Here is a 20912-nt window from a genome sequence, read left to right as displayed (position 1 = left end):
ATAACTTGATTATAAATAAATTAATTTGAAAGGATGAATTATTCATGGAAGGTATCGTAAGTGCAATTTCAGATGCAGTAAAAGCAGGATTAGACAAAGACTGGGCTACAATGGGTACAAGCATTGCAGAAGCTGCAGCTAAAGGTGTAGACTTCATCGCTGGCTTCTTTGGCTAATTTCAAGCTTTTCAATATAATGATTCGATAACTATAATGAAGCGGTGGGACGTAATGTTCCATCGCTTTTTTACATAGGATGCGTAGTGATAGTCTTGAGGGTAGAAACTCAGCTTCAACGCGTTCCAACACTTTTACATATTATAAAAGCCCCGCCTTAGTTCAATGACCAAGGTGGGGCAAAGTAGTGTATAAGAATATGAAGTTAATAGCTACGTTGTTGTGTAGCCTTTTTACCATGAAGGGCAAAGTAAAGAACTGTCGCAAAGACGACGAGTATAGCCATAATGACGTAAAGAGAACGGTAACCAGTCAGTGGAATGATTAAGCCAAGCAATACTGGACCGATCCCCGCACCGAAGTCTGTGAACATGTAGAATGTAGAAGTGGCTAAACCAATCTTCTTCTTCGGTGATTGTTGAATCGCAATCGCTTGAGCACTAGGAATAATTGTACCGTAGCCTAAGCCGATAAAGATGGCTGAAATGAGTAGCAATACGGCACCATGTGACATTGAAAGTATCAAGAATCCGAGTGCGAAACTGATTAGCACAGGATACATAATCTTATTCTCACCATAAGCGTCATAAATTTTACCTGTCACTGGACGTGTCACGAAAGTAGTAATCGCGTAAACCACGAAGAATAAACCAGAGAATGACGCTAAATCAATGAGTTTGGTATAGATACTAAAATAAGAAAGTACACTTGAATAGGCGATACCGATAAAGACGATAACTGTCGCAATCGGTAAGGCTTCTTTCTGAATAAACTTAGCTAAACCACTCGCAGGAGCAGCTTCTTCTGCCACTTCGTCCTCTTCTTTAGGCACTTTGTTGACTGTAAGCGCAAAGAGTAGAGACACAACGATAACGATGAGACAAACTAAGAAGTTAGATTGGAAACCTAAGTTACCGCTGATTTCAAGTCCGACGAAAGGTCCCACTGCAGCAGCAATCGTCGTACTCAAGGCATAGTAACCAATGCCTTCACCTTTACGCTCTTCTGGAACGATGGTTGAAGATATCGCACCTGTAGCTGTAGATGAAAAGCCAAATGCGACACCGTGAAGTAAACGCACAATCATAATGATGAGTAAACTATTGATTGTGAAATACAACGCGACGGTAATGATTGAAAAGATAATACCGCCCAAAAGGAAGTACTTCGGTTGAAATAGATCGATAAATCGACCTGCGACTAAACGCCCGAATAACATACCGATAATAAAAATACCTGCCGCTAAACCGCCCATAGATTCAGAAGCATGGTATTGATGAATAGTGAAATCGGTAATGGTAACGATGAGTGTATAGTGAATCATATACATTAAAAAATTGACGAAAGTAATAAAGATAAAGTCCTTCGTCCACAATTTATCATACATAATGATACCGCCCTTTTTCCTTTGAAGTTTCAATATATCTATTATAACTTTAGTTTTACTTATTGTATAATTAGAATTAATGATTTTAATATAAGCAACGCTAATGTAAATAGGAGGCGAAATGAGACGATGAACTTTGAACAAATGCAGTATGTTAAGACGATTTATGAAACAGAATCCATGATTCGCTCAGCAGAATTACTACATATTAGTCAATCGGCTTTAAGTCAATCTTTGGCAAATTTGGAACATGAACTGGGTTATAAAATATTTAAGCGTTCACGTAAAGGAACATATCCTACTGATATGGGGAACACACTACTTCCATATATTCTGGATATTTATGAAGCACAACAGAAGTTAGAGACGAAAGTGCGAGCGCTAGATTCTAAATTAACTGGAACGCTCAAGATTGCGACGATTCCTACATTATTTCATCAAATCGTTCCACGTGCACTTTCTGAGTTTAAGAAAGATTATCCGCACATCGAAGTTCAAGTAGAGGAGGATGATCGAGATCATATTCTACAGCGTGTAGAAAACCAAGAAGTAGATATTGGGTTAGTGGCTAAAAGGGAGAGTGAGACCTTTAAATCCACTATTGTTGATAATGACTTGAATTTAGCTACTGATTTCAAACTCATCGTCCCATTGAAATCGAAATTGTCATTTCAAAGTTCCGTTTCCTTACAACAAATTCAAAATTATCCGTTCGTCTTATTTGATCGCAATCTTTATCAACACAGTATTAAGCAGTTTGAAGCGCAACATGGACGTCTTCAAATTGTCTTTCGCACGAACAACCCTGGTGTGTTAATACGGACGGTTTCCGAAGGATTAGGTCTGAGTATTATTTCCAGTCTTATGTTAGAGAACGATCCCTTTGTTGAACAAGATTTAATTGATGTAGTCCCGATGGGCGAACCTTTCAACTATCACGTATTTTTTACAGCGTTAACACATGCCAATCAGCCTAACGACGCAATTGTAAAGACCTTTATTCAGTATTTAAGGCAGTGAGAGTAGGAAGGGCGTAGTTTGAGGCGTGTTTATTATTTTATAGAAAGAAGGAGGCATCATGCCCCGTAATGTCTTAAAGCAATATCTAGATAAAGAAAGTGACACGCACCCCGACTATCTGCTTCACGAGGCGCCCGCCACCCTCAAATTATTGAATCTTATGCAAGAAATTCTGGAAATGCACTAAGCTATCCAACTGGCGATTACATTTTAGACTATCATGACAGATGTAGTCGCCTTTCTTCGTATAACGACCATCGCTAGCCTGATTCGTCTTACGCATAAAGAGCGACACGTTCGATTCCTTATTACAAATTGAACAGAAACCTTTAACCACTTGTGGTGAAATATCCCCATAGAATCCTTGCAATTTACCTTTTTTATCATAATAGATTATATATTTACGTTGCGAAGCAATATCCGTCCAACCAATATACGTGCTATCGTACAGCACCTCGTCGCTGATCTTCGGCGTCTTCAATTTCTTCACTTTGCGAAAGACCTTTTTAACCTGTTGAGGACTAGGATGAGTAAAAGGTTTCACGTAAGGCTTCATTTCTGCAAGCAACTTCTCGGCCTTGTAAGTGGAGAGGTCGAGCGTCATGAGTTGGTCAACCCACTTCTCAAGTTCTAACGTTTTCTTTGGAAATAATGACAGAATATGATCTTGCGTCTCACTTTGAATGAGACTAATCGTACGTGTATCATTGACCGATTTATAAACGTTGATCAGACGAGCCACACGATGTTCGATGTCGTGAAATTGATGAGGATAAAGTAAAGACATACGTTTCACCCTTTCTGTTAAAAGTATAGAGATAAATATATGCGCATAAATATTTATAATCATAAGTTATTGTTAATCGAAATCGAGTATTATCACATAAATTTTAGTGTAACATATCAAGGCTTATCGGGGATATAGACACATTTTAGTATCACAGAACAGGTCATGTATGTACGCTCTATGTATACAAGAAAGCGTTTTTATATTATAATGAAGTTGTTAATAAAAGTTTTGTTCACACCGAGAATACACTACGACGATTGTAATACACACAAGGGGAGAGATATTGATGAAGAAGATTATTATCACAGGTGCCTTAGGACAAATTGGTACTGAGCTCGTAGTTAAATGTAGAGAACTTTACGGAACAGATAACGTATTAGCAACAGACATCAACGAGCCTGAAGAAGGTTCTGAAGTAGCGAAAGGACCTTTCCAAATCCTTGATGTTACAGATAGAGAGAAAATGTTTAAGACAGTTGAAGAATTTGGTGCCGACACAATGATGCACATGGCTGCGTTATTGTCTGCAGTTGCAGAGAAACGTCCAATGTTCGCTTGGGACTTAAACATGGGTGGTTTAATGAACGCTTTAGAAACAGCGCGTGAATATGACTTACAATTCTTCACACCAAGCTCTATCGGTTCATTCGGTAACTCCACACCTAAAGTGAACACACCACAAGTAACAATTCAAAGACCTTCAACAATGTACGGTGTCAACAAAGTTGCAGGTGAATTGTTATGCCAATACTACTTTGAAAAATTCGGTGTTGATACACGTAGCGTAAGATTCCCAGGACTTATTTCTTACGTTAAAGAACCAGGTGGCGGTACTACAGACTATGCCGTTGAAATTTACTTCCAAGCTGTGCGCGAAGGTAAATATGCAAGCTTCATCGACAAAGGCACATACATGGACATGATGTTCATGGACGATGCTATCAATGCGATTATTAAACTAATGGAAGCTGACGGTGGCAAACTTATTCACCGTAATGCTTATAACTTAAGCGGTATGAGTATTGAACCAGAAATGGTTAAAGAAGCGATTCAAGAATATTATCCTGATTTCGAATTGACTTATGATGTAGACCCAGACCGTCAAGGCATCGCAGACACTTGGCCAGACAACTTAGATGTGAGCTGCGCACGTGCAGAATGGGGCTTCAATCCTGAGTTTGACTTAGATCGCATGACTAAGACTATGTTAGACGCGATTGAAAAACAAGAAGGCAAACAAAAATAACACTATATAATAGAAGAAACTGAGCACATCAACGGGATGATTGGAGACGAATACGTACGTCATAATCATCTCGACGTGCTCAGTTTTTTTAATAATAGTCACTATAGTCAAATTTATTTGAAATTTTTAGAAAATTATTGAACGGCTTAATGCCGATTGATATAATATGAGATAAAGATGATTAAATTAATAGGGGGAACGCATCATGTCAAATAAAATTGAATTTGTGAAACGTGAACATCTTAAAGAAAAGCCAGATCCAAAGAACTTAGGTTTCGGACAGCACTTCACAGACTATATGCTAAGCTATGATTATGATAAAGATAAAGGTTGGCATGATCTGAAGATTGTACCTTACGGACCAATCGAGATTTCTCCGGCAGCTCAAGGTATACACTACGGTCAATCTGTATTTGAAGGACTAAAAGCTTATAAACACGGCGACGATATCGTATTATTCCGTCCAGACCAGAACTTCAAACGTATCAACAACTCATTAGAACGTATTAACATGCCTAAGATTGACGAAGAAGAATTATTAGAAGGGTTGAAACAACTCGTTGATGTTGAACGTGATTGGGTACCAGAAGGCGAAGGACAATCACTTTATATTCGTCCAGTTGTGTTTGCGACAGAAGGTACTTTAGGCGTTCACGCATCTCATAACTATAAATTACTCATTATCTTATCACCATCTGGTTCATATTATGGTGGAGGTTCACTCAGCCCAACTAAGATTTACGTAGAAGACGAATATGTACGTGCAGTACGAGGCGGAACAGGTTTCGCGAAGACTGCAGGTAACTATGCAGCAAGTTTACTCGCTCAAACACAAGCGAACAAAGAAGGCTGGGATCAAGTCCTTTGGTTAGATGGTGTTGAACGTAAATATGTTGAAGAAGTAGGTAGTATGAACATCTTCTTCGTTATCAATGGTAAACTCGTTACACCGAAATTAGACGGTAGTATCTTACCTGGTATCACACGTAAATCTATCATCGAATTAGCTAAGAAGTTAGGCTACGAAGTTGAAGAACGTCACGTAGCGATTGACGAACTCATCGAACTTCACGACAAAGGTGAATTAGAAGAAGTCTTCGGTGCAGGTACAGCTGCTGTTATTTCACCAGTAGGTAAATTAAAATACGAAGATCGTGAAATCACTATTAACAACTTCGAAACAGGCGAAATGACTCAAAAACTTTATGACCACTACGTAGGTATTCAAAGTGGTAAGATTGAAGATCCAAACGGTTGGAGAGTCGTTGTACCTAAATACTAAGTTCATTTAGGTAAAATTGTTAAAAATAGAATGATGGTATAAAGGATGCCCCTCACTTTTCAGTATTTGTTGGAGAGTGAGGGGTGTTTGAATACTTCATACAATACAAAGATTAAACTTCTTCTACTATCATTTTACAAGGCACGTAATTTGCACTAAGCTAAAGTTGATATAGTACAAACTACACTTCTAGGGAGAGAAAAAGATGACTAGAAATGTAATTGAATGGATTATAGCCATCGTGGTGGGTGTCGTTATCGCAATCTTACTCAGTAAGTTTGTGGTGACGAAATATAATGTGCATGGTTCATCGATGTATCCGACGTTTAAAGATGGAGATAAACTCATCATCAATCGGATGTCGAAGAACTTGAATACAGTGAAACGCGGTGACGTGGTAATCTTCCACGCGACGCAACAACGCGATTATATTAAGCGACTCATTGGTAAGCCTGGAGATTCTGTCCGCTATAAGAAAGATCAACTTTATATCAATGGTCATAAAGTGAAAGAGCCTTACTTGAAGTCGAATAAAGAAGCGACGACACAACGTTACCTGACTGAAGATACGGATGTGTCGAAGATGAAACATTCTGGCGGTAAGAAACGAGTACCTAAAGGCAAGTATCTCGTGCTCGGTGACAACCGCGAAGTCAGTATCGATAGTCGTCGAGAACTTGGTCTAGTCAATAAAGATCGAATGGTCGGTAAGGTCATGATGCGTTGGGCACCATTGAGTGAAATGCGCTTTAAGTTCTACCCTCATAGCTTTGATGAGGTCAATTAATCATAATAGCGTCTCGGCGTTAATTTACTACAAGAATTAAGTGTCAGGGTGGCGTTAATTAATTTTTGCAACGAAGTTAGTTAATCGCTAGGCTGACATTAATCGCTTATGAGGATGAGGTGAGTTAGTGACTTTCGCGAGTACTGGTAATTGTTTTGACTAGGATAGTTAGTTGCTAGAACAAAACTCGTCCAATTTAATAATGAAGAACCGAAGCTCTAAGATGTGTAAGTAGTGTATGGGGAAGGCGACGTAACCTAGTTAGTGCACGGTTTAGCACATTTACATAATCTTAGAGCTTTTTTACTATTTAAATTAAATAATATTGATATAATAAGAGTAAGTAAGATTCAATTTGGAGTGCATAGTGATGATACAATGGATATTGTTTGATAAAGATGGTACGCTCATCTACTTTGACCAAAGCTGGACGCGCATCGGTATTCAACTCGTAGATGATTTTATAGAACGTTATCGTGAGTCGATTGCAGATGTCGAGCAAGCTTACAAAGATTTAGGTGTGGTTGATAGAGACATCCTACCTGGGACGGTCATGGCTTCAGGCTCATTAGAAGAGATGATTACTCATTTTAACCAAATCGCTAACCGCGATGTCTCAGATTGGGTGAAAGAACGCAGCCAGACACTGATTGATCAACGTGAGCCGGACAATGAGTGGGTTGACGGCGTTTACGAAATGCTTGAAACACTGCAGCAAAGTGGGTATAAGCTCGCGATCGTGACGAGTGACACACGTAAAGGTACGGAGCAATTCCTAGAAGCGACGGATTCCGAACATCTCTTCGACGTGATTATTTCTACAGAGGCGCATGCAGTAGAGAAACCCAATCCTGAAGTCTTGAAGCCGTTGTTTGAGCAATATGAGGTCCAACCGGAAGAAATCATGATGGTCGGCGACACGCCAAACGATATTCAAACAGCAGTGAACGCGCAACTAGGCTATAGTGTAGCTGTGTTAACAGGTGTTGGAGAGAAAGAGAGTTTCACCCAAGCAGACCGTATTGTAGACGATGCCACTGCAGTTCTTGATATATTAAATGAGATATAATTTGAGGTGATGACGATGATCATTGATGGCCTTTACGCTGAGTATCACGGATTAACGTTCAAAGTAGTGAAACCTATGGGCAACGAACTCTTGCTTGTTACTGAAGAAGATTATGCTGAGGATTTAGGATTTACAGCAGATATATCGGATGCGTCTCCTCACACGCTTTATTTTAAAACGGTAGCGAAGGATGATGTCGATCGTCTCTACGACTTGACGCATGAAGCGAGATACGAAGGTTCAATCTTTGATTTGTTTCAAGATGACGAAGGTTACAACTATATTGGTACCGAGAATCAAGATAAAGCGTTGTCCTTTGGTTTGGAGCCGGTCAAGGATTTGCCTGTTGATGGATATTATAGTAAAAGGGTTACAGACGACGAAATTGAGAAGATCGTTTATCGTAAAGATGTAGAGTAAGATGACGAAGCGGTATGAAAACGTGTATTGTGTTAGTAATGTGATGATGCGTTGGTCAGATGATGAGGTTTGTTTCTTATGCTAGATGTAAGAGGCAAACCTCTTTATTGTTTTTGAGCGATAGAGAAGGCTTACGAGACGCTTACATATGAGACATTTTTGGGCGATAACAGTGACAGTTTCTAATAATAACGAAGCGATGTAAATGCAGTATAAGTTAGCCCTTTTGAGTCATTGGTCAAATATGCTACCTAGAGTATGAGACACTATTTTCTATAATTAATAATGTATAGAATACCGTGAATTAAAGATTGTATTTAGCTACTTTATCTAGTATAATTGATAACGATTATCAATGGAGGGTTTGTATTGAAGTACGTATTAATTACAATTGGGGTGTTGTTCACGATAATTGGCTTTATAGGAGCCGTAGTGCCTTTACTACCGACGACGCCTTTCTTGTTGGTAGCTGTGATTTGCTTTTCAAACAGCTCAGATAGATTTAAGAATTGGTTAGTGAATACTAAGATTTATATTAACTTTGTGGAAAGTTTCAAGAATGAGAGAGGCTATACGTTGAAGAATAAATTCAAGCTATTAGCGAGTTTCTACATCGTGGTAGGATTCTCAATTTATATGATTGATCATACTTGGATTAGAGCAGGTTTAGTCGTTATGGTGCTCATTCAAACGATTGTGCTATTCACTTTTGTAAAAACACTTCCACAAGAAGCGAAGGAGAGATAACATCATGTTTATGGCTGAGAATTGTTTAACTTTAGAAAAAGGTAGCGCGAATGAAACAGTTAAGCGTTTCTATAATCGACAAGGTATCGAGAATATTCAAGGATTCCAAGATATGTTCGTCACGACCACGAATAATTTGGAAGACTTTGATGAAGTCAAGATCTTAACGATATGGGAGTCTGAACAGTCATTTAAAGATTGGCTGCAATCAGATGAGTTTAAGGAAGCGCATAAAAATGTGAGACAACATAAAGAAGATAATGCGAGTCCGATATTGAAAAACAGTGTTTCTACTTATTCTATCGCCTATCACTATGGTAAGAATGCATAAGTTGAATATAAAGTGATTAAAAGGCTTGTTTCCTAATATTTGAGGAGATAAGCTTTTTTTAGCGTGGTGGGATTAGAGTAAATAACTTTTACAAATAGAAAGCCGCTAAGCTAGAATCTTTGTCTAACTTAGCGACCTTATTAGCAGTGCGTAAAGTATATTCGATAGAATGTAGCGATTTATACCTTGGAATTGTTATTATTTTTCAGTGTTACGTCTTCTGAATAATAAACCTAGTCCAGCTACTAGCATAGCTGTTGAAGTAGCAAGTGGTACAGTCATGTCAGAACCACCAGATTCAGGTAATTCACTTGCTTCATTATCTTCTTTAGATTGAGTACCTTGGTCTTCGCCTTGTTCAGAAGTACCTTGTGATTCTTCGCCTGCTGCCATACCATTGTCAGTCATACCATTTGTGCCTTGAGCGTCCATAGCGCCTTCTTCGCCCATAGCACCTTCATTAGTCATAGCATTTGCAGTGCTTTGTTGAACAACATTACCTTGAGCATCAGTAACAGTCGTATTACCTTGAGCGTCAGTATACGTAGTGTTACCTTCTACGTCAGTATAAGTAGTATTACCTTCCACATCAGTAACAGTAGTGTTGCCTTCAGCGTCAGTAACAGTAGTGTTGCCTTCTACATCAGTAACAGTAGTGTTACCTTGAGCATCAGTTACAATAGTATTGCCTTCAGCGTCAGTTTCAACAGTGTTACCTTCAGCGTCAGTAGTTGCATCGTTTGAACCGTTAGATGCATCAGTACCTTGGTTATCTTCTGTAGCTGGTTCGTCAGCTAAAGGATCTTGGCTTTGGTCGCCAGGAGTAGGGTCTACTTCTTCGCTACCGTCAGCTAAAGGATCTTGGCTTTGGTCGCCAGGAGTAGGGTCTACTTCTTCGCTACCGTCAGCTAAAGGATCTTGACTTTGGTCACCAGGAGTAGGATCTACTTCTTCGCTACCGTCAGCTAAAGGATCTTGACTTTGGTCACCAGGAGTAGGATCTACTTCTTCGCTACCGTCAGCTAAAGGATCTTGGCTTTGGTCGCCAGGAGTAGGATCCATTTCATTACTGCCGTCATATTCTAGAGGATCTTGACCTTGGTCCCCTGCAATAGGAGTAGATTCGTTACTAGTATCATATAATGGACTTATGTTTTGGTTGCCAGGAGTAGGGTCCATTTCATTACTGCCGTCATACTCTAAAGGACTAGTACCTTGATCACCAGCTGTTGGATTAGATTCATTGCTAGTGTCATATAATGGACTCATGTTTTGATTACCTGGAGTAGGTTCCATTTCGTTCTTACCATCATAAGTGTTAGTGATTGTGTTTGGATCGTTATTGTCGATTGCTGCATTATGTTCACTTGTTGGTGCGTAAGGATCTACACCATCTGATGCAGTATTTCCATTATTTGCAGGTGTAGTTGCAGCTGGAAGAGAACCATCAGCGCCTGGGTTATCTTGATCGACTACGAGGTCAGTATCTTCTGTGTCAGTTTCTGCTGCATCTGCAGAGTGGCTAACGCCTAAGAATAATAGAGATGTTAAAAGGGCTGAGCCCACACCTACTGAGAACTTTCTAATTCCAAATTTGTCTTTCTTAGTGAATTGATTATTGTTCATCATTTCATCCCCTTTATAAATAAGAAGTATTTAATTAACAATCCCAAATAGTAAATAAACCTTAAACTATTATCTATTTGTAATTCCCATCATAGCACTAGATATAATTATATTTATATGCTTTATATACTTAATTATTTACGCATATTTTCTAGTAGCGTTTAAAATGCAAGTCAACTATATGAAAAATCACTGATTATTTACAATATCTCCATATATTTCCAATACAGTGAAAAAGTGCTCAAAAAGTTGACTTTCTATTATATATATGTCGTTTTAATAGAAAAATATTTATTTGGTAAATAACACTTTATATCTGTACAAATAGTAAAAACAAGATAAAATTTTGTAAGGTTAGTTACAAAATTATAAGGTATCTACACTAAGATGAAAATAATTGAAACAGTGGAACACAACACTTTTAAGGGAGTCGTTGTATTAAGGGAATATGTGGAGGGGATGACGTGTTTCCGTCAATTTACTACTTACCGGAAGCAATGCAACAACCTCAGCGATGCTACGATGGTATGATGATTATCACAGCTATCAAAGGGAGTTTAAATATTCAGGTTGAGGGAGAAACGCTGAATAATTTAGCTATCCATGTCGTCAACGAGGGAGAGTTATTTAAAGTGAACAGTAGTGGAATTATTATATTCTATATACCGAGTCACTATTGGAGTATAAGAGAACAATCGGTCTTTAATGCTCATTACACTATTGAATCCCAGCACCAAGAGGGATTAATTACAGATTTAAATACTTTATTCAATCATTTACGTGATCAAGCGAAAGCGTTAGACATAGATGCGTTGGTAGGTCAGATTATGAAACGACTGACATTAATTGAAACACCTACATATCAACATTCGAATGATTTAATTACCCGTATATTGAATTATGTGAAAGAGAATTTGCATCATAAGATTACGTTAGATGAATTGGGGCAACAACTTTACGTTTCACCGTCTTATGTCTCCAATTTGTTTAAAAGACATTTAGATATCAAATTTAATGAGTATGTCAGTTCATTACGTGTAGCTAAGACGATAGAAGATCTTGTCGTTGAACACTATAGCGTCGAACAAATAGCGAATCGCTGGGGTTATTCGAGCGCGACGAAATACATTACGCATTTTAAGACCTATATGCATACGACACCTAAAAAGTACACTATGAAAGAATCGACAGCGCATCAGTTTAAGATTCCGCATGCGATTGAAGATTTGCGAATCATTAACAATCTGAAGTTTCGAAGAGCGAAGCAGACACATCAACAAAGTATTGTGATAGATGATGATTGTATCGATGACGACCATTTATCTTACTTTAACTTGATTAATATTGGTGGCTTTGACGACTTGGATGGCATATTGGATGAACAGATTTATACGTATAAGAATTATACTGCGCATCGATTATCTGCTTTCGTCTACATTAGTCAAACAGCGCCTAACGCGCAACGTATGATACAAGGGATTAAGCGTTTGTTGAAGAGTAAAGTACCTTTCGCTCTGCATATTGAGAGCGTAGAGGAGTACCGTATCGTGGAGGAGACGATTAGAGACTTTAGAATTCTAGAGCTTGAGACGACTTCAGGAGATAGTTTGAAGTCACTCAAAGTGTTGCTGTTGCTAGATTGGAAGTTGAAATATTTAGATTCCATCGAGCAATTTAATTCAGAAATATTCGGTATTCAAATATTGACTGCCATTGATTTAACGGATGTCTATCTTTTTGGCCATCAACAACAATTAAAACAACTTTCTTGCTTGAAGACAGATTACTACACGTTGGATTTAAAACGCCTAAATAAGAAACAAATCATTACTGAAACGGAATCTTTAGCATTTTTAAACCACCTCAAACAATTCCTCAGTTCGATTGAGCTTCCTAAAAGTATTATCTTTCTGAATCAAGAAGCGATTAAGCACGAGAAAGTGAATGCGATTGCAAATTATATAAAAAAGGTCGTCGCATTAAGACAGCATCTTGCAGGGGTGAGTGTCTATTTCTCTTATCGACAAGAGAATCAAAGCGATCTGGCCATATTTAACGATTACGAGACGAAGACGGTGTATACATTTATGAGTTATATGCTCGCTAACTTCAGAGAAACAGCGAGTTACTATGGAGATCATTATATCCTAACGAAGAAGAACTATGCTTATAACATTCTGTTGTATAATCCTTCTCCGGTATCTACGTCTACTTCTAGTTATGATGAAACGTTATACGCTTTGCATATGAGTGACGCAGCTCAACAGCAGGGCTATATCGTGTCTACGGAGACGATTACGGATGTAGAAAAAGGCTGCTTAAACTCCATTATTTCGGATAATATCTCGTCAGGTCAGCAACTTCCGACGCATTTGAAGTATAAATTGAACAAATACAATAGACCGAAACTGACGGTGGACTATCATGACTTTCAACATGAACCTTATTTGGTTAAAGCGAAGGCCAATGCAGTGACCTTAGTCACTATTTATTTGTAGTTTGTTTGATAGGGATAATGAGCAGGTGAGTGAGCGTATTGAAAGCACGTTGTTATGAGAATGGAAAAGAGATGAATATCGAAAAATATTCACTTTTTCGGTGAGACTTATAGTATGATGTAAAGTGTAGTACTATACTAGACATCAAACACCAGAAAGAAGGTAACTTACATGAAGAGAATTACTCTATTAATATTAGGTTTAATTACATTGAGTTCAGCTTGGTCTACACTGAAGATGATCGCAGCTTTATTTATTACGAAACGAGCGATAACGGTAAGTTATTCACCTCTACCATTTTCATTGGATAATCCACATAAGTTGATTATCTTTGTGTCGATTATCATTTATATTATTTTAACGTTAATTTTAGCTGCAGTAACAGCACATTATGCGAAAAGTAGACGTTAAGTGTGTAGGAAAATAATAAATTATGGTAGTATTTTTTAATCAATTTATTACCGCATTAATACAAACAAGCCCATTTCTATTCAAAGGTGATAGAAATGGGCTTGTTGATGTTGAACTTTCCTTTTACCTAACCTAAAAGTCATAGATTAACGAGGATCAACTTGGCGATGGGTATCAATCACGTGTTTAATCTTCTTAATGACAGGGTCTAATGAAGCGGGATCTTCAAATAAATCATACTCATTAATATTCACGCGAACAACTGGGCATGCCTTGAAGTTATCAATCCATGCTTCGTAACGGTCGTAAAGTTTCTTCCAATACTCAGGGTCTGTGTTGATTTCCATATCGCGACCGCGACGACGAATGCGTTCAATCACCTCATCGTAATCACACTCGAGGAAGATGAGGACATCAGGTTGTGGGAAGTACGGCGTCATCACCATCGCATCAAAGAGTTCGGAATAAGTGTTGTAGTCCGCTTGGCTCATCGTACCTTGCTCCTCATGCATCTTCGCGAAGATGTCGACGTCCTCGTAAATTGAGCGGTCTTGAACGAAGCCACCGCCATATTCAAACATGCGTTTCTGCTCTTTGAAACGTTCTGCTAGGAAATAAATTTGCAGGTGAAAGCTCCAACGTTCGAAGTCCTTGTAGAAATCATCGAGATAGGGATTGTGCTCGACATTCTCGAAAGAAGTGCGGAAATTCAAACGGTCAGCTAGGCCTTGTGTAAGTGTGGACTTCCCTACACCCACCGTTCCCGCTATCGTAATAACTGCATCTTGAGGAATACCGTAGTCATTCATCAATGTGTGCCTCCAATCATCGGTTCAAGTAAGTTTAAAATGTGAGAATAATCTTCTTCATTATTCACGAAATCGAGATGTGTTGTATCTATATAAATGACATTGACGCCATTTTGCTCTAAAGAAGTATAGAATCTGCGATAATCACTTTTCAACTGAGTGAGATAATCATCTTCTATTTGGGTTTCGAAACTACGATTACGATGTCTAATACGCGCTTTGAGTACTGAAAGATCTGCATCTAGAAAGATAACAGTATCTGGCATGATTAAATCTTCTGTGAGTATATCGTAGATTCTGGAGAATTTATCAAATTCGGTTGCCGTTAACGTATTATGCGCAAAGATTTTATTTTTATAAATGTGATAATCGCTCACAACGTTGTGCTCGCTCTTGGCGAGGTCTTGAAATTGTTTGTAGCGATTACAAAGAAAGAACATTTCAGTTTGAAAGCTCCACTTAGAGATATCATCGTAGAAATCTGAGAGGAAAGGATTGTCGTCAACGATTTCTTGTTCTTCTTGATAACCAAGAGTTTGGCTCAGTTTGTGTGCTAAAGAGGATTTCCCTACACCAATGGGTCCTTCGATAGCTATAAAAGTCTTTTTCATCTTTATCGCTCCAATGCTAAAATAGACAGTAGTTATTTTATCACATCAGAGGTGAATCAGACAGATGACGTTAGATGAATATTATATGACGCTTGCGATTGAAGAGGCGAAAAAGGCAGAACGTATTGGAGAGGTCCCAATAGGTGCGGTCATCGTCTATCAAGATACAGTCATCGCACGTGCGCATAATTTGCGTGAATCAAGTCAAGACCCTACTGCGCATGCCGAACATCTTGCTATTACACGGGCTGCGGAGGTCATGGGAAGTTGGCGCCTAGAGGATTGTCAGTTATATATCACTTTGGAACCGTGTGTGATGTGTTCAGGTGCTATCGTGATGAGTCGTATTCCGACTGTGGTCTATGGCGCTACCGATCCGAAAGGCGGATGTGCTGGAAGTCTGATGAATTTAGTTCAGGAACCGCGTTTTAACCACCGTGTAGAACTACGTACAGGTGTACTAGAAAGTCAATGCGGTGAGTTGTTGCGTCAGTTCTTTCGTCAGATGAGACAGCGTAAAAAGTCAGCGAAAATCATACGAACAGACGAGCATACATAACGACGTTTAAATGGTAGAATGAGAATATGCTGCTTAAATGTGACAACTATTTAACATCTTGATCATATAAACGGCGTAATCTGAAAGAGAGAGGAACGAAGAGATAGAATGATTAAGCTTATAGCATCAGATATGGATGGTACTTTGTTAAATGCATCACATGAAATATCGGAGAAGAATGCCGAAGCAATTCGCTATGCACAGTCTTTGGGCATCACTGTCATTATTGCGACTGGTCGTGCTTTCTATGAAGCGAGCACACCTGTAGAGCATAGCGGTTTAAAGGTCCCTTACATTTGTTTGAACGGGGCAGAAGTACGCGATGAATCCTTTAACATCATCAGCACTTCTAATCTCAATCATGAGTTAGTGCAACGTATTACAACTGAACTCGATAATGAAGATGTGTATTATCAAATTTACACAAATAGAGGGATTTATACGGAGAATCCTGATCGAGATTTAGAGATTTACGTAGATATTGCTGAACGCGCGGGTCAACAAGCCGATGTTGAGAAGATTAAGCATGCGATTCAAGATCGTATTGACAACGGTTCGCTGAAAGTCGTAGAAGATTACAGTAAGATTGAGTCTGTGCCAGGCGAATTGATCATGAAGGTACTCGCGTTTGATAGTGATTTAGAAAAGATTGATCGTGTAAGTAAGCGTTTATCTGAATCGAATCATTTGGCTATTTCGTCCTCATCTCGAGGTAATATTGAGATTACGCATAGTGACGCTCAGAAAGGAATTGCACTAGAAAGCATTGCTGAGAAACTGGGCGTGGATATGGATGAAGTCATGGCAATCGGTGATAACTTGAATGACGTTTCAATGCTATCACGCGTAGGTTATCCTGTGGCGATGGAGAATGCGACAGATGAAGTGAAAGCTGTGGCGAACTATATCACAGAATCGAACGAACAAGATGGCGTAGGTAACGCGATTATCAAATATTTAGATGAACACAATTACGAGTAATATGAGGTGATTATAGATGAAAGGATTAATTATCGTAGGAAGTGCAAAAGTCGGTTCACATACCGCTGCTTTAGCTAAATACTTAAAAGGACAATTTGAAGATCATGAATTTGATGTGGAAATCTTTGATTTAGCAGATCGTCCAATCCATCAACTTGATGTTTCTGGGGCTTCAGAACCATCAGAAACATATAAAGCAAACATGAAAGATTTACAGACGAAAGCACGTGAAGCGGACTTCTTTGTACTTGGAAGTCCAAACTATCATGGTTCTTACTCTGGTATATTGAAAAACGCGTTAGACCACTTAACGATGGATGACTTCAAGATGAAACCTGTAGGCCTTGTAGGTAATAGTGGAGGTATAGTGAGTGCAGAACCACTTTCTCATTTAAGATTGATTGTGCGAACATTATTAGGTATTGCAGTGCCAACACAAATTGCGACACATGATTCTGATTATAACAAGCTTGATGATGGTACGTATTATCTTGCGAATGAAGAATTCCAACTTCGTGCGCGTTTATTTGTCGATCAAATCGTGTCCTTTGCGAAGAATAGTCCTTATGAACACTTGAAATAAAGTGAGATGTGTAAGTAGGAGTTTGTAGTTTCTAACTCAGTTCAAGTAAATATTTAATAATAGAAACCGATCCACAGGGAATGCGAGGGTGGATCGGTTTCTATTCATGTAGTGTTTATGATTAGTGTTGAATTTAAGTGATGACGCTCGTCACCTTAGGTTGGAGGCTCATTCATCGTTAGTTTTAGATTTCTGTATCTACGATAAGTGAAACGATGTTGTGATATTCTGCAAGTGCCTCTGCTACTTTAGTTAAATTGATATCGTACAAGAAGATGCGGCGTTCATCTTTCGTATCTCTTTGTTTTTTGAAATATCCCTTTTTAATCAAGTCATTGAGTTGTGCTGAAATTGGTGCATTGCCGTTATGCAAATGCTTTTTTAGCTCGATAACATCTAATTTTTCAGAGTTGAGCTCATGAATTTTTTGTAATAAGATGACCTCAGTGAGCGACAACTTTAAAATATTTTTGATTTCCTTTTTAATGGTATTACGTTTTTCCTCGTAAACGATCATGTCCATTTCATTCACCTCAAATAGTATTTAAAATGTTAAACAATTCCCCAATTTGTATAGCCTATGCGTGTGATAGGCGTATGTAGTAGCGATTAATTATTCATATATTGTCATTAATCATTTTGACCATAAAATCATTGTGAGACTAAAATTATTTTAATAAGTAAGAATTTTCTAAAGAATTAACTGCTAAAATGATCCCCAAAATCACTTTGTGCATATGAGTGAAAAGTCTGTAATTTAATGAAAGCTGAATTCAGTATTGAGTTGTCGGATAGTTAAGCACTTATAAGAATGATAGATATGACTGCGGAGTATTTCTTTATCAAGCAGTTGGATATTCTGTAGTAAGGCTAAGTATATTTAGAAGCGGAGAGATAATAGGAAATAAGTATTTAAGTAGTCCTGGATATTTCTAAAAATAGCACTATCAAGCATTCAGTTTCTGAGTTATATCACAGTCGATGTGATATATAATTTAGTCTAGTTAAAATTTATAATGACAGTATATTTGTTATTGTACTATGAATAAAATAAATCCGATACGCGATATTTTCACATTGTGTCACATAAAATTTATTATCATCGCGGATAAAGAAGAAATATCGGTTAAAATTTTACTGATCTAATTAAAAATTAACAAGATAATGCGATTTCTATTCAAACTACACCTTTAAAGTAAAAAGAGATTTAATAAATATTAATTTAAGAAGTGTCCATAGTATAAAAAAGAGGGAGTGAGAGAGAAATCGATTTGATTTCACCGTCCCACTTCCCTCGACATAACTGATTTCGTAAACAGTTATTGAGAAAGCAATAGTACATCTCTATATTCACTTTAAAATTAACAACAATTATGAATGAAAATCACTTTAACGTATTGTTATCGTACATTTTTGAATTAAATCTCAGAATTTCATAGTTAAAATTTGTCATCTTCGTTCTAGAAATCCTTTGTTAACGCCGAAACTGCTTCAAAAAATCTATTTGCGATGTTTCAATTTCGCAAATGCATCGTGTTGATGGATAGATTCTTCGTTACGACACTCGATGTCGAAGCCTTCGAGCCAATCGAGTTCGACTAAATCTGCCGCGATTAAGCGAATTAAATCTTCGACGAAACGAGGATTTTCATAAGCGCGTTCTGTCACACGTTTCTCGTCTGGACGTTTCAAGATAGGATACAAGACAGAACTTGCATTCGCTTCCATTGCGTCTAGGATAACAGATTTGTAATCATCGCTTAATTCTGCTTCTTTATCAATATATGCTTTCACAGTGACGATACCGCGTTGGTTGTGCGCGGAGTATTCACTGATTTCTTTAGAACAAGGGCAAAGTGTGGTTACTGCAGCTTCAATCGTGAGTTCTTTACGTGTCACGTTGTCATCTTTAATCGCAAGTCCGTAAGTGACATCAGCGTGTCCCACAGCTTTGATGTCAGTTTGAGGGCTGTAACGATCGTAGAACCATTTGCCTGAGACATCGACACCTGCTGATGATTGATTCATACTTTCTTGTAAGCTACGTAATACTTGATATAAAGCATCAAAGTCGAGTTCAATACCGTGATTGTAGTGTTTTTCAACACTTTCGAGTATACGGCTCATGTTGATGCCTTTCTCATCTTGATTCAAACTTGTTGAGAAACTAAAGTTGCCTGCTGTTTGAAAACGATCAATATTGACTGGATAAATTAAATTTTTAATCCCTACTTCTTCAATTTCGAAGAGAAAGTCTTTATTTGTGCTCTGTAAGTCAGTCATCTTCTCTTTAGACGTTGGTTTATTACCTTTAATAGGATCGACAGAACCAAAGTGTTTCCAGCGACCCTCTCTCGTAGATAAATCAAATTCACTCATGCTATAGCCTCCACTTTAAGATTCAAAGTTATAAATCCAATAAGGTTCGACTTCGAGAAAGCCTTGAACTTCTCCGCCAACTTCAGGGCTAGCAAGGTCTTCTAAGAAAGGCCCCATTTGAGAAGCGTGGGCTTTGAATGCGCGAAGTTTAACCTCTTTATAATCACTGATCTCATTGAGAATGTCAGGGTCACCTAACTTCTCAGGTGCATCATTACTAAAAGCAACAAGTTGTAAGCGTGGTCTTTCGTTTGCCGGCATGCGACCTACTGTGCGAACGACGGCTTCTGCTGTCGCTTCGTGGTCTGGATGCACAGCAAATTGTGGGTAGAATGAAATGATGACAGATGGTTGGCATTCATCGATGAGTGATTGAACCATCGCGTCCATCTCGTCGTGTGGTTCAAATTCAACTGTCTTGTCACGCAGTCCCATTTTACGCAAATCAGTAATCCCTATGGCTTCTGCAGCTGCTTCAAGTTCACGTTCACGTATCGTAGAGAGTGACTCGCGTGTCGCAAAAGGCGGATTACCCAAATTTCGTGCCATCTGACCTGTGGTTAAGCAGGCATAAGTGACAGGTACGCCTTGGTCAATGTAACGTGCGAGCGTACCAGCTGATGAAAAGGTTTCGTCATCAGGATGTGGAAAGATGACGAGCACATGTGTCTCCTCTGGCATAGTATTCCTCCTTAAGCTTTAAATGGATGTTTGCTGATTTCTAAAGTCGCTGCGAGCTGCCCCTCGTAGTTAAACCCAGCGATTAAGAATTCGCCATCCTCATTGATTTCGTAATGTGTTAGTCCCTGTACATAGACCCAACCGTTCTCTTTGAGTTTGAGACCGACACGGAAAGGATCTTTGTGGCCACCTTTGAGTTGTGCATGTTCGAATGAGAGTTGAATATTTCTTAAGAAAGCCCCGGCATTAAATACGCGTTGATCGAAATGGTTAGCGTATGCCCCATTCGTTGTTTCAACATGCAAATAAACTGGCGTATTCGCATAGGATGAGAGTATTGATTGTACGTGTTCTGCATCAATCGGTTCCAACGATTCTTCCTCCAATCGGTCTATATCCACTTCCGTAGCCGTGCTCCACATTTCCGTCTTAGGTGAGCACCACGCTACAGTTAAAATGATATTGGCAATATTAACGGGTTGAGTTTCATTGAAGTGTTTCACTGAATTAACTTTCTCA

Annotated in this window: 23 protein-coding genes; 14 read left to right on the top strand and 9 right to left on the bottom strand. The window is 38.5% G+C overall.

Features of this window, described 5'->3' with window-relative positions:
* The first annotated feature begins 44 nt into the window (after positions 1-44).
* Entirely contained in the window at positions 45-176 is a 132-nt protein-coding gene (locus CD126_RS00910) for a beta-class phenol-soluble modulin (protein WP_002471158.1), read from the top strand.
* 205 nt (positions 177-381) lie between these two features.
* Here the strand turns inward: CD126_RS00910 and CD126_RS00905 are convergent, their stop codons facing one another.
* Entirely contained in the window at positions 382-1563 is a 1182-nt protein-coding gene (locus CD126_RS00905) for an MFS transporter (RefSeq protein WP_103369891.1), read from the bottom strand.
* Between the two features lie 129 nt (positions 1564-1692).
* Here CD126_RS00905 and CD126_RS00900 point away from each other — a divergent pair, with 129 nt between their 5' ends.
* Complete coding sequence (locus CD126_RS00900) at positions 1693-2583, top strand: LysR family transcriptional regulator (protein ID WP_049408587.1); 891 nt, start codon at positions 1693-1695, stop codon at positions 2581-2583.
* 148 nt (positions 2584-2731) lie between these two features.
* Here CD126_RS00900 and CD126_RS00895 read toward each other — a convergent pair whose 3' ends face one another.
* Positions 2732-3370, bottom strand: coding sequence for a FusB/FusC family EF-G-binding protein (locus CD126_RS00895; RefSeq protein WP_049408586.1), 639 nt, complete (start codon positions 3368-3370; stop codon positions 2732-2734).
* Between the two features lie 289 nt (positions 3371-3659).
* Between CD126_RS00895 and CD126_RS00890 the strand changes: the two genes are divergently transcribed.
* The 7 genes from CD126_RS00890 to CD126_RS00860 all read left to right on the top strand — a co-directional run bounded on the left by CD126_RS00890 (position 3660) and on the right by CD126_RS00860 (position 9255).
* Positions 3660-4619: an NAD-dependent epimerase/dehydratase family protein gene (locus CD126_RS00890; RefSeq protein WP_002471166.1), complete on the top strand. Its 960-nt coding sequence runs from the start codon at positions 3660-3662 to the stop codon at positions 4617-4619.
* A 205-nt stretch (positions 4620-4824) separates the two neighbouring features.
* Complete coding sequence (locus CD126_RS00885; RefSeq protein WP_049405829.1) at positions 4825-5901, top strand: branched-chain amino acid aminotransferase; 1077 nt, start codon at positions 4825-4827, stop codon at positions 5899-5901.
* A 205-nt stretch (positions 5902-6106) separates the two neighbouring features.
* Positions 6107-6688: a signal peptidase I gene (lepB, locus tag CD126_RS00880; protein WP_049405828.1), complete on the top strand. Its 582-nt coding sequence runs from the start codon at positions 6107-6109 to the stop codon at positions 6686-6688.
* Positions 6689-7061: 373 nt separating this feature from the next.
* Positions 7062-7757 carry an HAD family hydrolase gene (locus CD126_RS00875; protein ID WP_049405834.1) on the top strand — a complete coding sequence of 232 codons (696 nt, stop codon included), beginning with the start codon at positions 7062-7064 and terminating at the stop codon, positions 7755-7757.
* Positions 7758-7772: 15 nt separating this feature from the next.
* Entirely contained in the window at positions 7773-8177 is a 405-nt protein-coding gene (locus CD126_RS00870; protein WP_186311599.1) for a hypothetical protein, read from the top strand.
* 369 nt (positions 8178-8546) lie between these two features.
* A complete protein-coding gene (locus CD126_RS00865; protein ID WP_103369890.1) occupies positions 8547-8924 on the top strand; it encodes a YbaN family protein in 378 nt (125 codons plus the stop codon).
* 4 nt (positions 8925-8928) lie between these two features.
* The gene (locus tag CD126_RS00860) at positions 8929-9255 is read left to right on the top strand and encodes an antibiotic biosynthesis monooxygenase (RefSeq protein ID WP_049405825.1); all 327 of its coding nucleotides are present in this window, start codon (positions 8929-8931) and stop codon (positions 9253-9255) included.
* Between the two features lie 198 nt (positions 9256-9453).
* Here CD126_RS00860 and CD126_RS00855 read toward each other — a convergent pair whose 3' ends face one another.
* The gene (locus CD126_RS00855) at positions 9454-10881 is read right to left on the bottom strand and encodes a YSIRK-type signal peptide-containing protein (protein WP_169931212.1); all 1428 of its coding nucleotides are present in this window, start codon (positions 10879-10881) and stop codon (positions 9454-9456) included.
* Between the two features lie 464 nt (positions 10882-11345).
* Here CD126_RS00855 and CD126_RS00850 point away from each other — a divergent pair, with 464 nt between their 5' ends.
* Complete coding sequence (locus CD126_RS00850) at positions 11346-13379, top strand: helix-turn-helix transcriptional regulator (RefSeq protein ID WP_103369888.1); 2034 nt, start codon at positions 11346-11348, stop codon at positions 13377-13379.
* A gap of 171 nt (positions 13380-13550) precedes the next feature.
* Entirely contained in the window at positions 13551-13790 is a 240-nt protein-coding gene (locus CD126_RS00845) for a hypothetical protein (RefSeq protein ID WP_002471184.1), read from the top strand.
* Positions 13791-13936: 146 nt separating this feature from the next.
* On the opposite strand, the gene CD126_RS00840 is transcribed toward CD126_RS00845, so the two are convergent.
* Together CD126_RS00840 and CD126_RS00835 are read right to left on the bottom strand one after the other, a co-directional pair.
* The gene (locus CD126_RS00840) at positions 13937-14599 is read right to left on the bottom strand and encodes a deoxynucleoside kinase (protein ID WP_049405929.1); all 663 of its coding nucleotides are present in this window, start codon (positions 14597-14599) and stop codon (positions 13937-13939) included.
* Positions 14599-15210: a deoxynucleoside kinase gene (locus tag CD126_RS00835; protein WP_049405931.1), complete on the bottom strand. Its 612-nt coding sequence runs from the start codon at positions 15208-15210 to the stop codon at positions 14599-14601. Before CD126_RS00835 ends, CD126_RS00840 begins: the two co-directional genes overlap by 1 nt.
* A gap of 64 nt (positions 15211-15274) precedes the next feature.
* On the opposite strand from CD126_RS00835, the gene tadA reads away from it, so the two are divergent.
* The 3 genes from tadA (at position 15275) to CD126_RS00820 (ending at position 17333) form a co-directional block, all read left to right on the top strand.
* The gene (gene tadA / locus CD126_RS00830) at positions 15275-15769 is read left to right on the top strand and encodes a tRNA adenosine(34) deaminase TadA (RefSeq protein ID WP_049405933.1); all 495 of its coding nucleotides are present in this window, start codon (positions 15275-15277) and stop codon (positions 15767-15769) included.
* Between the two features lie 108 nt (positions 15770-15877).
* Entirely contained in the window at positions 15878-16750 is an 873-nt protein-coding gene (locus CD126_RS00825; protein ID WP_002471175.1) for a Cof-type HAD-IIB family hydrolase, read from the top strand.
* A gap of 16 nt (positions 16751-16766) precedes the next feature.
* A complete protein-coding gene (locus CD126_RS00820; protein WP_049405936.1) occupies positions 16767-17333 on the top strand; it encodes an NADPH-dependent FMN reductase in 567 nt (188 codons plus the stop codon).
* Between the two features lie 184 nt (positions 17334-17517).
* Here the strand turns inward: CD126_RS00820 and CD126_RS00815 are convergent, their stop codons facing one another.
* From CD126_RS00815 to CD126_RS00800, 4 genes are all read right to left on the bottom strand, one after another.
* A complete protein-coding gene (locus CD126_RS00815) occupies positions 17518-17856 on the bottom strand; it encodes a transcriptional regulator, SarA/Rot family (RefSeq protein ID WP_040806096.1) in 339 nt (112 codons plus the stop codon).
* Positions 17857-18833: 977 nt separating this feature from the next.
* Positions 18834-19712 (bottom strand): GTP cyclohydrolase FolE2, encoded by an 879-nt coding sequence (gene folE2, locus CD126_RS00810; protein WP_049405939.1) that lies wholly within the window; start codon positions 19710-19712, stop codon positions 18834-18836.
* 15 nt (positions 19713-19727) lie between these two features.
* Positions 19728-20393 (bottom strand): bacillithiol biosynthesis deacetylase BshB2, encoded by a 666-nt coding sequence (gene bshB2 / locus CD126_RS00805; RefSeq protein ID WP_103369887.1) that lies wholly within the window; start codon positions 20391-20393, stop codon positions 19728-19730.
* 11 nt (positions 20394-20404) lie between these two features.
* The gene (locus CD126_RS00800) at positions 20405-20764 is read right to left on the bottom strand and encodes a YojF family protein (RefSeq protein WP_040806807.1); all 360 of its coding nucleotides are present in this window, start codon (positions 20762-20764) and stop codon (positions 20405-20407) included.
* Positions 20765-20912 lie beyond the last annotated feature (148 nt).

It is taken from the genome of Staphylococcus pettenkoferi (assembly GCF_002902685.1).
Taxonomy (GTDB): Bacteria; Bacillota; Bacilli; order Staphylococcales; family Staphylococcaceae; genus Staphylococcus; species Staphylococcus pettenkoferi.
The sequence above is the reverse complement of the archived record's forward strand: the minus strand, read 5'-3'. Positions and strand labels throughout refer to the sequence as shown.